Origin of the sequence: Halomonas sp. AOP13-D3-9, from assembly GCF_052379125.1 — a bacterium.
In the GTDB taxonomy this organism is placed as follows: domain Bacteria; phylum Pseudomonadota; class Gammaproteobacteria; order Pseudomonadales; family Halomonadaceae; genus Vreelandella.
In genome coordinates this window covers 74,380-87,174 of sequence record NZ_JBQSYH010000023.1, presented here as the reverse complement: position 1 = coordinate 87,174, position 12,795 = coordinate 74,380, and the positions used below count along the sequence as shown (strand labels likewise).

General features: G+C 53.1%; 17 protein-coding genes. 12 read left to right on the top strand and 5 right to left on the bottom strand.

Translation table 11 applies throughout. The features are described 5' to 3' along the window. Positions 1–56: 56 nt before the first annotated feature. Entirely contained in the window at positions 57–611 is a 555-nt protein-coding gene (locus ACT3UM_RS21505) for a JAB domain-containing protein (RefSeq protein ID WP_498902095.1), read from the bottom strand. A 136-nt stretch (positions 612–747) separates the two neighbouring features. Here ACT3UM_RS21505 and ACT3UM_RS21500 point away from each other — a divergent pair, with 136 nt between their 5' ends. The 6 genes from ACT3UM_RS21500 (at position 748) to ACT3UM_RS21475 (ending at position 5,748) form a co-directional block, all read left to right on the top strand. Next, complete coding sequence (locus tag ACT3UM_RS21500; protein ID WP_498902094.1) at positions 748–1,650, top strand: ArdC family protein; 903 nt, start codon at positions 748–750, stop codon at positions 1,648–1,650. A 243-nt stretch (positions 1,651–1,893) separates the two neighbouring features. Further along, positions 1,894–2,943: a DNA-binding protein gene (locus ACT3UM_RS21495; RefSeq protein WP_498902093.1), complete on the top strand. Its 1,050-nt coding sequence runs from the start codon at positions 1,894–1,896 to the stop codon at positions 2,941–2,943. Next, positions 2,940–4,031 (top strand): endonuclease/exonuclease/phosphatase family protein, encoded by a 1,092-nt coding sequence (locus ACT3UM_RS21490; RefSeq protein ID WP_498902092.1) that lies wholly within the window; start codon positions 2,940–2,942, stop codon positions 4,029–4,031. The genes ACT3UM_RS21495 and ACT3UM_RS21490 overlap by 4 nt, the downstream gene beginning before the upstream one ends. Before the next feature lie 88 nt (positions 4,032–4,119). Beyond that, positions 4,120–4,590: a hypothetical protein gene (locus tag ACT3UM_RS21485; RefSeq protein ID WP_498902091.1), complete on the top strand. Its 471-nt coding sequence runs from the start codon at positions 4,120–4,122 to the stop codon at positions 4,588–4,590. Positions 4,591–4,708: 118 nt separating this feature from the next. Further along, complete coding sequence (locus ACT3UM_RS21480; protein ID WP_498902090.1) at positions 4,709–5,401, top strand: hypothetical protein; 693 nt, start codon at positions 4,709–4,711, stop codon at positions 5,399–5,401. A gap of 92 nt (positions 5,402–5,493) precedes the next feature. Beyond that, positions 5,494–5,748 (top strand): hypothetical protein, encoded by a 255-nt coding sequence (locus ACT3UM_RS21475; RefSeq protein ID WP_498902089.1) that lies wholly within the window; start codon positions 5,494–5,496, stop codon positions 5,746–5,748. 156 nt (positions 5,749–5,904) lie between these two features. Here the strand turns inward: ACT3UM_RS21475 and ACT3UM_RS21470 are convergent, their stop codons facing one another. After that, positions 5,905–6,795, bottom strand: a complete 891-nt coding sequence (locus ACT3UM_RS21470) for a DUF6685 family protein (protein WP_498902088.1) — start codon at positions 6,793–6,795, stop codon at positions 5,905–5,907. 88 nt (positions 6,796–6,883) lie between these two features. Here ACT3UM_RS21470 and ACT3UM_RS21465 point away from each other — a divergent pair, with 88 nt between their 5' ends. From ACT3UM_RS21465 to ACT3UM_RS21440, 6 genes are all read left to right on the top strand, one after another. Beyond that, a complete protein-coding gene (locus tag ACT3UM_RS21465; RefSeq protein WP_498902087.1) occupies positions 6,884–7,396 on the top strand; it encodes a DUF192 domain-containing protein in 513 nt (170 codons plus the stop codon). A gap of 67 nt (positions 7,397–7,463) precedes the next feature. Further along, positions 7,464–8,357, top strand: coding sequence for a hypothetical protein (locus ACT3UM_RS21460; protein WP_498902086.1), 894 nt, complete (start codon positions 7,464–7,466; stop codon positions 8,355–8,357). A 176-nt stretch (positions 8,358–8,533) separates the two neighbouring features. Beyond that, on the top strand, positions 8,534–9,199 hold the full coding sequence (locus ACT3UM_RS21455; RefSeq protein ID WP_498902085.1) for an SOS response-associated peptidase: 666 nt from the start codon (positions 8,534–8,536) through the stop codon (positions 9,197–9,199). A 388-nt stretch (positions 9,200–9,587) separates the two neighbouring features. After that, a complete protein-coding gene (locus ACT3UM_RS21450) occupies positions 9,588–9,875 on the top strand; it encodes a hypothetical protein (RefSeq protein WP_498902084.1) in 288 nt (95 codons plus the stop codon). Between the two features lie 69 nt (positions 9,876–9,944). Beyond that, positions 9,945–10,358, top strand: a complete 414-nt coding sequence (locus ACT3UM_RS21445; protein WP_498902083.1) for a hypothetical protein — start codon at positions 9,945–9,947, stop codon at positions 10,356–10,358. A 128-nt stretch (positions 10,359–10,486) separates the two neighbouring features. Continuing rightward, on the top strand, positions 10,487–10,795 hold the full coding sequence (locus ACT3UM_RS21440) for a hypothetical protein (protein WP_498902082.1): 309 nt from the start codon (positions 10,487–10,489) through the stop codon (positions 10,793–10,795). A gap of 96 nt (positions 10,796–10,891) precedes the next feature. On the opposite strand, the gene ACT3UM_RS21435 is transcribed toward ACT3UM_RS21440, so the two are convergent. From ACT3UM_RS21435 to ACT3UM_RS21425, 3 genes are all read right to left on the bottom strand, one after another. Continuing rightward, positions 10,892–11,122, bottom strand: a complete 231-nt coding sequence (locus ACT3UM_RS21435; RefSeq protein ID WP_498902081.1) for a hypothetical protein — start codon at positions 11,120–11,122, stop codon at positions 10,892–10,894. Between the two features lie 113 nt (positions 11,123–11,235). After that, positions 11,236–11,568, bottom strand: coding sequence for a hypothetical protein (locus ACT3UM_RS21430; RefSeq protein WP_498902080.1), 333 nt, complete (start codon positions 11,566–11,568; stop codon positions 11,236–11,238). 151 nt (positions 11,569–11,719) lie between these two features. Continuing rightward, entirely contained in the window at positions 11,720–12,658 is a 939-nt protein-coding gene (locus tag ACT3UM_RS21425) for a hypothetical protein (RefSeq protein ID WP_498902079.1), read from the bottom strand. Between the last annotated feature and the right edge of the window lie 137 nt (positions 12,659–12,795).

Below are 12,795 nucleotides of genomic sequence, written 5' to 3'. Positions count from 1 at the left end.
AAAGCCCCTCAAGCAGTAATGCTTGAGGGGCCATAAGTACGGCATAGCCGTTAACGTTATATCAGCCCTCTTTCTGCAAAGCTAACATGTTCAGTGCCAGCCACAATAATGTGGTCTATCACCTTTACATCGATAACATCCAAAGCCTCTTGTAGCTTCTTCGTAATCTTACGATCAGCGTCACTCTCTTGAAGACTACCGCTTGGATGGTTGTGACACAGCAATACTGCTGAAGCATTCGCTTCAATTGCACTTCTAACCACCTCTCTAGGATAGACAGCCGCCTGGTCCACGGTGCCTCTAAAAAGCTCCTCATGATTGATGACTTGATGTTGCGAGTTCAGCCACGTCACGGAGAATACTTCGTAAGGCAATTCCGCATATTTGAGCGTCAGATAATCAACTGCTATCCAAGGAGCCGTTAGCTTTGCCCCGTCACCCTCAAGCTGACCATAGAGCCGTGCTTCGATGATATTCAGCGCCTCTGTGATAACAGCATCTTCACGCTCTTTACGCTGCTCTGCGGTCTCTACAGCTCCCTTTCCAGGGAAACAATAAACTTTGGCAGCCTCATTAACTGCGAACATATCCAATTGATTGGTGTGCTTCATGATCCTCTCCTCTCTCATTCCCGTTTCCGGGTCTCGAATAGAGTTAGGGAAAGCACTGACCCGTGCTGGCTGTCACCAGGCGCCCTATCACCTTTTGAGACCTGCACTCCCGCAGGAATGAGAGAGGAGATAGATCATGAGCAAGCGTGCAATCGATGGCATTCGTGAAGCACTCATCCAAGGCTTGATGGAGGGCACAGCACCTTGGCAAAAACCTTGGAAGCCAGGCGACAAAGATGTGAGTCAGCCGTACAACGCCTCCTCGGGACGTGCTTATACCGGCTGGTCCAACATCGTGAGCCTCTGGATCGCTTCGGATAAAAGCGGTTACACCAGCCCTGCCTGGGTCACATTCAAGCAAGCGAAGGATCTCGGCACTCACCCTCGTAAGGGCGAGAAGGGCACCCCCGTGGAATTCTGGAAATTCCACAAGAAGCGCGAGAAAAAGGAAAACGGCACAACGGAGGAGAAGGTTATCCCCGTAAACCGTATCTTTTATGTGTTCAACGAGGAGCAGCTGGCGGACCCACTGACTGAGGCAGCTAAGCCACCAGTCATAGAAGCTCAACCTGAGCCCGTGCAGTTCGTTGCGCGACTGATTGAGGCATCGGGCATCCCTCTAAGCTGGGGCGGCGACAAGGCCTACTATAGGCCCTCTACGGATGGCATACGCCTGCCTCGCCCTGAGCAGTTCCATGAGGTTAGTGAAATTGCGGCCACAGGCCTGCATGAGCTGATCCATGCTACTGGTGCTACCTCGCGTCTCAACCGGGACAAGAGCGATCGCGCTCGAGAGGAAGTAGTCGCAGAAGCTGGCGCCTGGCTTGCTGCCATGCGCTTTGGGCTTCCTGCTACCCCGGAAAACTCGGCGTCCTACCTCACTGGATGGGCTTCACGGCTCAAAGGTGACCAGGCCAAAGAGATTGACCGTGCCCTGGCTGATGCACAGAAGGCGGTTAACTTCATCGAGCAAATGGCACAAGAATGCAGCTTGGTCGACGGAGATGAAGACACAACTGCAGCAACTGTGGCAGCTTGATTTCCTTTACCATTCAACAGCCTCCCCCGCGGGAGGCTTTTTTTTGTCCAGCTCCAGCGGTGGGGATGTTGCACAGCAACAGTGTTATCAGCGTGTGCCGGCATCAAAAGCACGGCGACAGGCAGCTGTATGGGTGGGAATGTTGCACAGATACTAGAGCGTTCCCGAAGCTACTTCTTGTTTGTATTATGTATTGTATGTATTATACATACATACAATACATACACAGCGGGAGACCCAGAGATGCTTATCAAGCCAGAAATCCGTGATCGTATACTTGATGCAGCCGAGGAGCTGGTAGCTGAAGGCATCGATAGGCCGACCAATGAGCAAGTGCGTGAGCGATTGGGGGGCGGCTCGCTTTCGCACATCTCCCCTGTCATGCGCGAATGGCGCGAAAATTTGAAGGTCAGTGCCATTGCTGTGCGTGAAATGCCAAATGAGATCCGCACTGTTTTGGAACGAGTAGGCGGCGAGCTGTGGCGTTCAGCAACACAGCTCGCTGATGATGAGGTCGAAAGAATTCGTGCAGAATCTGTGCAGCGTGAGGTAACAGCCAACGACGAGCGCGATGAGGCGCTTCGCGAAATCGAGCGGCTGGAAGCAAGCATCTCTTCCTTACGAGAGCAAACCGCACAGAACGATAAGTACATCGAGCAGCTAACGGACGATAACCGGACGCTGGTGACTGAGAATGCCACCTTAAAGCAACGGTCAGCCGATGCTATGGAGCGCGTCTCCGATCTACATGATCAGCTTGCCAGCCAGAATAAGCAGTTGGAAACAATGCGCGTTGAAGCACAGCGCCAACAGGCGTTGGTCGACCAGTTGCGTGACGAGAAGGCCGAGGCAAACACCCTATTGGCCACTAACGAAAGCGAGTTGAAGGCCGCTACTCGGGAGCTGGAATCCACCCAGCAACGCGAATTAAGGCTTCAGAATACCCTCGAAGCGGTCAATGAAGACCTGTCCTCACTTCAACAGGATCACGCCAGCCTTCGTGCGGAGAATGCCTCTGTTGTGAAGCGCAGCGAAGAACTGCAGGACGAGAATGCTTCTCTTCGTACCGATGTCGACAAGTTAAAAGCCTCTGCCGGTGAAGCCCGCAGTGAGTTGAAAGCTGCCACCAAACGGATTGAGGAATTGGTGCACACCCAGCAGGATCTTTCAGAAACCCGGACACAGTTGGCAATAGCTCTAGCTCGCGAAGAGGATCTGCGCCAGCAACTGTCTGGCCAAGAAGCACGGCAAACGACCACAACGAAAACCAAAGGAGCTAAGGACGAGAAATGATGCTCAGAACATCACGGTTGCTCGCCGTGCTCATGCTAGCGCATGCGCCAGCCGTGACCACGGCGGATATGATCGTAGGCAGCTGGAACTTACGGCAGCTGGGTTGGGATAATGGCAAGGACATTGAGAAGCTAGCCCACATTATGCAGTCAATGGATCTGATCGCCATACAGGAACTTATGAGTGACGATGCCTTGGGAGAGCTGGTTAATCAGCTTGAGACGACGACCGGGGAAAGCTGGGAATCAATGGCTAGCCACTCTCTTGGAAAGGGGGAACGGTATCGAGAGCATTATGGCTTCGTCTGGCGCGAGTCTGAAGTAGAGTACGCTCAAGGCGCGGTTGTGTTTCTTGATCATGATGACGTTTTTGCCCGGGAACCCTACTCCGCCGTCTTCCGGGATGTCGAGTCTGGGCTTGAGCTGGCGCTGGCCAATCTGCATGTCGTCTATGGCGATTCAATCGGCGATCGCGTGCCGGAGGTTGAGGCTCTGGCTGACTATTGGGGGTGGCTCGAGGAGGTATATCCTGGTACTCCTCGATTAATAGCAGGGGATTTCAATCTCGAGCCTGATCACGAGGCATGGGGGCCTCTCCGAGAAGCAGGCGCAATGCCGGCATTGGAGCGGGTGGCCACCACACTGGGTCACGAAACCGGGGTGTACCGCAGCCTCTATGATAATTTCTGGTACGAAAACATAGGTTTGCCTGTGACTGATCAAGGAATGATCCCCTTCCCCAGTGTGTTTGGTATGGAGCATGATGTTGCTCGCTCAGAGGTATCGGATCACGCCCCTGTTTTTATCGCTTTGGATGGCGCCGAACTGAACCTGAACGCCTGGCCAGGCGCCAGCACCTCTACTGTCGGTGATGAGCAGCAGGCTGCAGATTGCATCGACTTGAACAAAAGCCCGGAGAGCGCCCTGGAGGGGTTGCCGCATGTTGGCCCGGTCAGAGCAGACCTGATAGCAGACAGTCGCCCCTGGGACTCGGTTGGCCAACTGACGAGCATTAATGGCTTGGGGCATACCAGGGTGGCTGATATTAACGATAGCGGTCTCTTGTGCCCTTTGGGCGGTAATGTTTGATAGTAGGCCGCTTTCCAATAAGCCAAGCGTCACCATGCCCCCTAACTCCTTATGAGACCTGCAATTCCGCAGGAATGAGGAGAAAACCATGAAGACGCAGACAGCCACACTTTCTGAAGCCCATTGGGATGACATAATCGCGCTGACTGAACGCGGCAAATCAGACATAACGGAGTTTCTTCCGTTTGCTGAAAGGGATGGATATACGGAGGAAGATGTTAAAAACCTGGAGCGGTTGCTCAATGGTGAAGCATCGTCGCTGTTGTCCAGTCAGCTGGCAAGTAGCAAGGTAACCCGTACCTATACCGCGTTTTGTCATGCTACCAACGGTATTGGGACGATATGGATAGGCACAATAGAGGTTCCTATCGAGGACTACCGGGAAGATGAGCAGGAGTCCGCTACGTATCAGGCCCGGTGCGCTTGTGCTCGCGACTGGGGCCGGTATATCGACCCCGAAAGCGAGTCACCGCGGGAAGATATTTGTGAGATCGTATGCATGGGCCTTGCAGAAGGTGATGTATCGATGGCGATGTGGAATGATTCCCACCTCGAGTAAATTTTCTGCCCAGAGCACCATTCCTACCGGGATGGTGCTCTTTTCATTTTGCAGCGTCACTCTTTCCCCTACCTCCCCTTGAGACCTGCAATTCTGCAGGAATGAGAGGAGAGAACACATGATGACAATCGACGCCGTAATCCATACCGACGCTATCGATGGTTTGTCTTGGCTGCAGCTACCCAAGCAGATCGTTAAGGGCTTAGGTATTGACAATGCCATCTCAAAACATAGCTACGTTGATGCCGATAATGTCTATGCAGGCTATGTCTATCTTGATGCGAAGCGCAGTGCGGACTTAGTGAAGGAAGTCCTCAAGGACAAGCAAGCTGAGTTGGTATTCGCTGAGCAGCTGCATGAGAACGGTTGTTGGATTCGCGAGCTGCGTCCATATTCACCCGACTTGCTAGGCGATAGCCTTGTCTACCTTGAGGATAAGCTAATCGACCTGCCACGAGCTGACGAGCTAACACCGGCTTCTCTCAGCAAATTCGCTGATTACCTGCGGGTTCGTGCCCAGCGCTACTGCAACGTCATGCTCCCTGAGCATGAATGGGTCGCGAACTTGCTGGAATTCAAAGATGGAGGGAGTGAAGCCCATGCGCTTAGTCAGCTTGCATCCTTCACTAACAAGGTGAGTCTGTTGACTGAATCCCGAAGGGGGAACAACGAAGGGTATGTTTGCACTACTTACCTGACGAGATCCCTACCGCAAGGTGGCCTCGTGGCAGTGCCCCTGGTGAGCGGGAAATTCTGGAGCTGGGATGAAGCTGACCGGCTATCCAGAGTGATCCAGGACTGGTGCCGTTGAGCTGAACCGGATTGCATGATCTTTCAAGCCCCAACACCTAGCGGTGGAGTGGCTTTCACAATCTGGGCTGCGCGCCCTGCTTGGAGATGAGTATGTCCAGTATTAAGTTTGTGACGGATCAATGGTTCGGTGAGCCCGACATTCTTACGGGACATCAACTTGAACCTTTGACCATACAGGATCTCGATCGCACAAAGGTGCTATTGAGTGTCTTGCCCTCTGAACCTTGGACACATGAGGCGCTAGAGGTGACTGGCAGAGGTATTGAGCAAATGCTCTCCCAGGAGGTCGCAGAAGGCGTAGACGCCTTTCTCGGCACCCAATGGGTCGGTAGCACTGAAGTGTGACATAGAGGATCTATGATCCATTCCAAGCCCCTTCCACCCGCTGGCAGGGGCTTTTTCAAGCCCTAAGCAAAGACAGTAATTAATATGATGGCTGCCCCCGCCACCCTGCACGACTGTCTTACCCTCAGTTGATGACAGCCCTGGCCAATGACGTGCCTAATTAATTGTCTCTTCTTGTTGTTTCGCCTGCTGCCATAGAAGGCTGCCTACATCGAGCCAGCCGTAAACCCGGAATACGTCCGCTACAGCCATGGCTTTTTTGTTCTCACGGGGGAAAAGCAATAGGTGATGCCCGTCTTGCCACGGTGGGGGTGCTGCACAGATGGCGAATGGAATCTGCGCTGCCTCCATTCGTTTCATGAAAGCTCCGTTCATCGTGTGATCCTCTAGTTCACAGAAGATGTCGAACGCGCCGAGGATGCCCCGGGCGACCTCGGGATTCAGTGCATGCTTGGTCAGGGGAGCGGTTATTAGTAACTCAGGATCAAAGAAGCCGGCAATAAGGCGTGCCGCTGCGAAGTGGTGGGCGCCACCCTGGTTGTGTAGATGGTAATTACCTGGCTGCCAGCTGAAGCCTTCTATTGACTCTTCAGCGCCAGCGCCGCTATGGAAACGAAGTTCATGCCAACTCAGTAAGGGGGCTATGCTGGCGCGATCACTTTGAATCAATCCGCTGCATTCGCCTAAAGCGTAGATGTCGAGTGTGGGGTAGCCGACAAGATCGCCCTTCCCAGATTCCAGTGAAATGATGTCTCTTATTGAGCAACTGAAGTCACTTTGGTAGGTGGTTGAGGTGAGGCCCGTGGCCTGCGGATATGGAAGGCGCTGACATTGCAGCCCATTTCTCCCAGGCTGCCAGTAGACAACATCTCCCCCAGTGCTAACTGCCCAGCGTTGCCATTGGATGATACCGAGTTCGCTGGCGCTAGAGGCTGGGGGCGTCACCCGGGCTGCTAGGTGTGAAAATTCGGTAGCATGCTGCTCGGCAGTTGAACTGCCCGAGCGAGCATGGCGCAGCCAACGGCCAATTAGCGTGGTCGCTAGCATGATATGTTCCCCCAACCCAGTCCCGTTACGGTCACTCTCGGCTCTATCTCGAAGTGACATTCTGATTTTAATCTGGAGCCTTGTAATGATGTCTCAGCGTCTACTAAGGTTTGCGAGATGTGATCGGCCCTCTATTAGGTTAGCTATCGGCATTATGGCGCTATTCTTTATTGGCGCTGTCCTAATCACGAGCATGGTTCTTCGCCAGGCCACTACTTTTGCTCCTGGCGTTTTGCATGCAAAGGAAGGCCGGTATTCGCTGGCGCTGGAGGTGGCAGCCACTTCGCGCCAGCGACGTGTCGGCCTAATGGGACGTGACTCACTAGCTCCCGATGGTGGCATGCTCTTCGTTTACGATGAGAAACAATCAGCGGATCATGCTTTCTGGATGTACGAGACTCGTATACCACTTGATATTGCCTTCCTCGACCATACCGGGGAGATCCGGTCAATAAACAGCATGCCCCCCTGCACGACAGAAAAAGAAGCCTGTCCGGGGTATCCCGCTGGCGCCCCATTCTGGATGGCGCTGGAGGTGAACGCCGGCTACTTCAATGAGAATGGCATTGACGTGGGCGATCGCCTTGAGGTCGCCTTCTGATGGTCACCAGCCCCCCTATCCCCTCTTGAGACCTGCAATTCTGCAGGAATGAGAGAGGAGATAGATCATGAGCACGTCCGTTATATCTCACCCCAGCCGGGGCAAGTGGGGCAAATCCAGCTGGCGGGGCAACTGTTCGGGGTATGTCTACCAGGACATCTTCCAGCAGCTTCAGCCTCAGACGTTCTGCGACCCCATGGTGGGCAGCGGAACCTCGGTGGAGGTGGCTCAGGAGATGGGTATAGAAGCCTTTGGGCTGGATCTGCACTCTGGCTTCAACATACTGCGACACAGCATCCTTGATGCAACAGGCAAGCCCATGGACTTGTGCCTATCGCACCCGCCTTATCACGACATGATCGTGTACAGCGGAAATGTTTACCCTGGTGAGCACCCGGATGACCTGTCCCGTTGCGCTGATCCAGAGGAGTTTATGGATAAGCTTCAGCAGGCACTGCTCAATCAGAGAGAGGCCGTGCGTCACGGTGGCTACTACGGGACAATCATTGGTGACCTACGTCGCAATGGCCAGTATTGGTCGTTTCAAGCTGATGCGATCGCACGGATGCCAGGAAGCGAGCTGAAGGCGGTGCTGATCAAGTCACAGCACAACGTCCAGAGCGCATCACGCCAGTATGCGGGCATGCGACTTCCAAGGGTGTCTCACGAGTACATCCTTCTGTGGCAGAGGCCTGACAGAAGTGTGGCGCTATTATCGACGCTTTCAAGCATGGCTCATGCCCAGCAGCGTCGCTTACGAGGCACATGGAAAGCTGTTGTGCGTCAAGCCTTGGTGTCACTAGGCGGTGAGGCATCGCTATCACGGCTCTACGAGGCGGTAGCGGAACATGCCCCGGATCGTTTGGCAGGACGCCAGCATTGGCGCGAGAAGGTTCGTCAGACGCTCTATGTCAATGACTGGTTTACACCGGTCGAGCGTGGTGTGTGGCGAGTCGCATAGGTACCTTTCAGCCCTCAAGGATTATCTCCTGGGGGCTTTTCTCTTACTGGCATCATCTAAATATGCGCTCATAGCCGTAGACTGCAGGAGGGGGCGCCTCTAGCGTGTCATCAGCAGATTTGTTTCGCATGCGGAACTGAGGTTAACGAGAACTCGATAACAGAGGTGAGGCTAAAATGTGCCGACGCTTTGCCCTCTTTGATGGGGCACAACATGTAGCCGATAGTCTCGGCTACCCCATCGCTTCCGGTGCAACATTCCCCCCGGGTCGATACAACATCTCCCCAGGCGGCCCTATCGTGGCGATCGCTGCGACTGATGGTGAACCTGAGGTGACCACGCTCCAATGGTCCTTCAAACCCAGGTGGGCGCCGGAGAACGCGCCACGCACTCATGTGGCCAGAGCCGAGAGCTTGGCGTCGAGCCGGTTCTGGAAAGGCGCTTTTGCCCGCCATCGTTGCCTGGTGCCCGTCAACGGTTGGTTTGAGTGGCAGCATGAGGGGGATCTCAAGCGTCCCTTTTTCTTCCGCGAGGCTTCGAGTCGACTGCTGTTATTGGCCGGCGTCTTCACCAAGCAAGCAGATGGCGAGATGGGATGTGCGATTGTGACACAGCCGGCGCAGGGGGTGGCGAAGCGGGTTCATAGTCGCATGCCGGTGGTTGTCGCGGCTGGCGCTGATGCTTGGCTAGATACGAAGGTGAAGGACCGCGATACGCTGAAGCAGCACCTCAGGCCTATTTCGCCATCGCAGTTGGTCGTCTATGCGGTCAGCATGGCGGTCAACGATGCGGCGGCGGATGGCCAGAATCTGCTGACTCCATTTGAGGATATTTCGGAGTAAATGCGCTAACCATGCGACGTATTTTTACACGAGAGCCTTCCCAGATGTCACATAGATCCCTATCTTATTGTCGAGGCCGTTCATTGGACGGTATGAGTTAGTAAAAATTGTAATCACGATAACCTCTTAGGTTGGTTGTCAGGTTGTTTCGACAAGGCCCGCGGGCTATTCGGCTATCACGCAAGGGCGCTTACGTCAGCAGTCCTGATAACCTCCTTGAGGAATCCCTGTGGCATTTCGCTCCAGGGAAAGCTGTCTTGCACAGCAAATCTGCAGCTCTCAGCTGATCAGATTCAAGGTTTTTACCTTCAAGCCCCTTCTAGTTCGCTAGTTGGGGCTTTCTCGTTCTGTGTCATTGCCGGCCCTATCTCCCTATAACCAGCCATTCATGAGCCGGGGGACAATAGGGGGGGATCGCATGCAGGAACGTGTTGGGCAGGTGGCCCAGGTCGGCGAAACGCTGGTGACACACTATCTGGATAATCCATTTTCTCGGTCGTCCGTGATTGGCGAGGCTTGTATTCGTCTGTCATGGGATAGCTCACACCCTACGTATCCCGGACGCGAAACCCTACTGCGATATGTCGCTGCCTCACTGGCCCTCGTAATCGATACCCAGCAGCATATCAAGCGTCACGAAAGCGATCTCGCTCCGCAGCCTTCGAGCATTCCATGAGAATTCAGCTCGCGGGACGAATTCACGAGCAACCACTCCAGGCCTTAACCAACCAGAACGGGGTAACTAATGATCACTAGCATTGAATATACAAGCCGGCGTGACATCGAGCGCAGGCAAGCAAGCACCGATACTGTAGTCCTTTCCATCCGAGGGCAGGACGAACGTTCTACTCGCTTGGCAAAGGGGTGGGCTGATGTTCTCTTAATGCAGTTTGATGATGTCGTTCCCGGTGAAGGCTTCGGCTGCGAAGAACCCATGACGCTTGAGGATGCTCGGAAGATTTCTGGTTGGATTCGGCAGTGGTCCAGCGATCGTCGGCCGGTGAAATTGGTCATTCACTGCACTGCAGGTGTGAGCAGGTCTGCTGCTGTAGCTCTTTGGGCTGGCGCCTCGCTCAATCGACCTGCCCTGGGAGTCGAAGGTGATGGCAGGGATGCAAATCCGCACGTCCGTTCTATGCTCGACCGGGCGGCTGCGTGAAACTTTCATGTTTTATACTGTAGCCTATCGACTGGTTGCGGCCATCTAGCACTCCAGGCCTCCAAGGGTCATTCTGCGCCCTACCAATAATGAGTCCTGCAACGGGCAGGAATGACTAAGGAGACCGTATGAAAGAGTTCGAGGGCTGCTTCAAGGGTTACATGCTCAACAGCAGTATGGATGGGATGAGCCTCCCAGCAGGGGTCACTGAGCGGATTTATATCGGGTTGTACCATATTGATGGTGGGACAGCCGGTGAGTTCTGCATTCAGTGGGGTGGTCACTCCCCTTTATTGCATGTTTATCAGGATGATTGGAAAGTCCTGTACTCTATGCATGATGTGCTGAATTTAATGGCTGAACTGGACGGCAAAGAGATAACTCCAGATAGCTTTATTAAGAAACTTAAAGCCTTAGGGTTTCGAGAAAACCTGTAATTTCATTGAGGCCTAACGAGATTTTGTTTCATCCTGCAGGCCCCTCAAGATTGAGGGGCCTTTTCCTATGTAAAATGCTCGTATGCTTGGTCTGACTTAAATGTCTAGTAGCTTGGCAAAGTAGAGAAGTACCCCAGACCATACTTTTAACACGGTGAGAGCAACGACCATCCCTGCGAAATAAATAAATGCAGCTTTGGTAAATCTTTTAAAACCAGACGAAGGTCTTTTCCAAAAATTGCGCATCAGCCATCCAACTGTCTTGAAGTAAGACAACATGGTCGGCAACATCACAACAAGACCAACGATTATAGGTTTATCAATCATCGTCCCTCGCTACGTGCTTTTCCTCGATCAGTTGGCCGGAATGGCTGGGTTTTTTTACTTTGGCGAATACGTCACCACATCATCGTCAGCCACTCGCCCAAAATTGTTCAAGTTCATGGCTTAAGTAACCAGTATCTTTCCCATTCAACTACGCCGCCTCCTTTACCTCTCTTAAGAGGCTTGAACCTTCGCTGATACCTCTCGTCCTGATATTCAACCATCTCTCTGGAGGCGGCATCAGGAAAGAGACGGTCCAGTTTCTCTTCCAGTAACTCATGACGTGTTTTCGGCATTGTGTCATTTGAACGAAGGTAGGCGATGACTTCCGGCAGCTTCGACTCGGCCTGATCCACTTCCCGCCTATGAACTGTACCTCCTTCCCAGCTTTCAAGAACCTGGTCCAAGGCCTCGTCTGCATCGTAGTAATCTTGTGGAGTATATTTCATCTATCGCTTCTCTCATTACTGAGTCGATGGTAATTACGAAGATCCGGTCAGCGACCCTGATACCTCGGGTTGGAAGTCCGTTCGATGATTTCCTTCATGACTAAGGTTTCCCTTCATCCTTACGGTAGACAAGCTGGTTGATGAGGCGGAATTACCGATACGCGAGGTAGTGTGGGGGGTGCTTGAGATCGATTATGACATCTTCGTCTGGTAACTCTTCGCATTGTCCGACTAGCTGGCGCCCACTTTCATGCGGTAAATCAATGCGAACGTCAAAATGGCTCAGCTGCCCTCTTCGTCTCATCTGTTCACGTATAATCGTGAACGGAGCAACCCACTGGCCATGCTGGTCTTGCTGAAGTTTCATCCAATAATATTCGATCGGCCTCATCTGTGTGCCGGTCGGTACAGAGTGGACACCTAAGTCCGATAGGCGATTCAAATAGAAATTTAGGTTGTCGAGTCGACGAGCATTTAGCCCATTGTGAATGACCCCTTCGCCTACTAACTGTGAGACTGTGATAAAGTCCCTAAGCGTTGTTTCATCCAGTAGCGGCAGGGCGCTACCATCTTTGCGCTGCCCCGATAAGGTTAGGGGAGTTTCAGCAAACTGCGCTTTGCGATGTACCAGACTATGGCGATAGTCTACTGTCGATACGTAACAAGCTACAACACCCTGCCAAGTGTGCGTTTCATTGGTCAAAAGCGCTCCGTCTATTATTCCGCTCTCTGCGAATCGAACCTTTTTATTGATTGCCCAAAACTGGTCTTTCTGCTGGGGTGTCTTGCCTTGCATCGCCAGAGCAAGCTCGAGCGTTAGGTCGATCACCTTCCAGGCGGCGCCAAACGCCAGGGGTAGGAATGAAGCACGTAGACTGACTTCGCGACTGGCTTGGACGTCCCCTGCCCCGTTCTGAACAACTCTTTCTTCGCCATCAATGAGAGGGCGAATATCTATGTAGCTTCCAGACTCTTGGGCTGTTAGCGGTAGATAACGATCAAGGGCTAGACGCTCAAAGGCCGTTTCTGCTTCGAATTCAGGGATGGTAGCGATCATTTTTGGATCTGTCGTAAGAATCAGTTTAATCAAGAAGTATATTTCACTTAGATATTGCCATAGGCAGTGCTTTCACTGCATCATCGTAATAACGCGGACGATCCGCATCCGCAATTTACAGCACCCTACGGCGCGTCATTCCCCAGCGTTCGCTTAGCCTTTGAGGCGTC

What these genes read in the sequence shown, in the direction of transcription:
- ACT3UM_RS21430 (WP_498902080.1), bottom strand. Translation starts at nt 11,568, where the DNA reads ATGAAATATACTCCACAAGATTACTACGATGCAGACGAGGCCTTGGAC.
- ACT3UM_RS21445 (WP_498902083.1), top strand. Translation starts at nt 9,945, where the DNA reads ATGATCACTAGCATTGAATATACAAGCCGGCGTGACATCGAGCGCAGG.
- ACT3UM_RS21495 (WP_498902093.1), top strand. Translation starts at nt 1,894, where the DNA reads ATGCTTATCAAGCCAGAAATCCGTGATCGTATACTTGATGCAGCCGAG.
- ACT3UM_RS21455 (WP_498902085.1), top strand. Translation starts at nt 8,534, where the DNA reads ATGTGCCGACGCTTTGCCCTCTTTGATGGGGCACAACATGTAGCCGAT.
- ACT3UM_RS21480 (WP_498902090.1), top strand. Translation starts at nt 4,709, where the DNA reads ATGATGACAATCGACGCCGTAATCCATACCGACGCTATCGATGGTTTG.
- ACT3UM_RS21440 (WP_498902082.1), top strand. Translation starts at nt 10,487, where the DNA reads ATGAAAGAGTTCGAGGGCTGCTTCAAGGGTTACATGCTCAACAGCAGT.
- ACT3UM_RS21505 (WP_498902095.1), bottom strand. Translation starts at nt 611, where the DNA reads ATGAAGCACACCAATCAATTGGATATGTTCGCAGTTAATGAGGCTGCC.
- ACT3UM_RS21450 (WP_498902084.1), top strand. Translation starts at nt 9,588, where the DNA reads ATGAGCCGGGGGACAATAGGGGGGGATCGCATGCAGGAACGTGTTGGG.
- ACT3UM_RS21460 (WP_498902086.1), top strand. Translation starts at nt 7,464, where the DNA reads ATGAGCACGTCCGTTATATCTCACCCCAGCCGGGGCAAGTGGGGCAAA.
- ACT3UM_RS21490 (WP_498902092.1), top strand. Translation starts at nt 2,940, where the DNA reads ATGATGCTCAGAACATCACGGTTGCTCGCCGTGCTCATGCTAGCGCAT.
- ACT3UM_RS21470 (WP_498902088.1), bottom strand. Translation starts at nt 6,795, where the DNA reads ATGCTAGCGACCACGCTAATTGGCCGTTGGCTGCGCCATGCTCGCTCG.
- ACT3UM_RS21435 (WP_498902081.1), bottom strand. Translation starts at nt 11,122, where the DNA reads ATGATTGATAAACCTATAATCGTTGGTCTTGTTGTGATGTTGCCGACC.
- ACT3UM_RS21465 (WP_498902087.1), top strand. Translation starts at nt 6,884, where the DNA reads ATGTCTCAGCGTCTACTAAGGTTTGCGAGATGTGATCGGCCCTCTATT.
- ACT3UM_RS21485 (WP_498902091.1), top strand. Translation starts at nt 4,120, where the DNA reads ATGAAGACGCAGACAGCCACACTTTCTGAAGCCCATTGGGATGACATA.
- ACT3UM_RS21500 (WP_498902094.1), top strand. Translation starts at nt 748, where the DNA reads ATGAGCAAGCGTGCAATCGATGGCATTCGTGAAGCACTCATCCAAGGC.
- ACT3UM_RS21475 (WP_498902089.1), top strand. Translation starts at nt 5,494, where the DNA reads ATGTCCAGTATTAAGTTTGTGACGGATCAATGGTTCGGTGAGCCCGAC.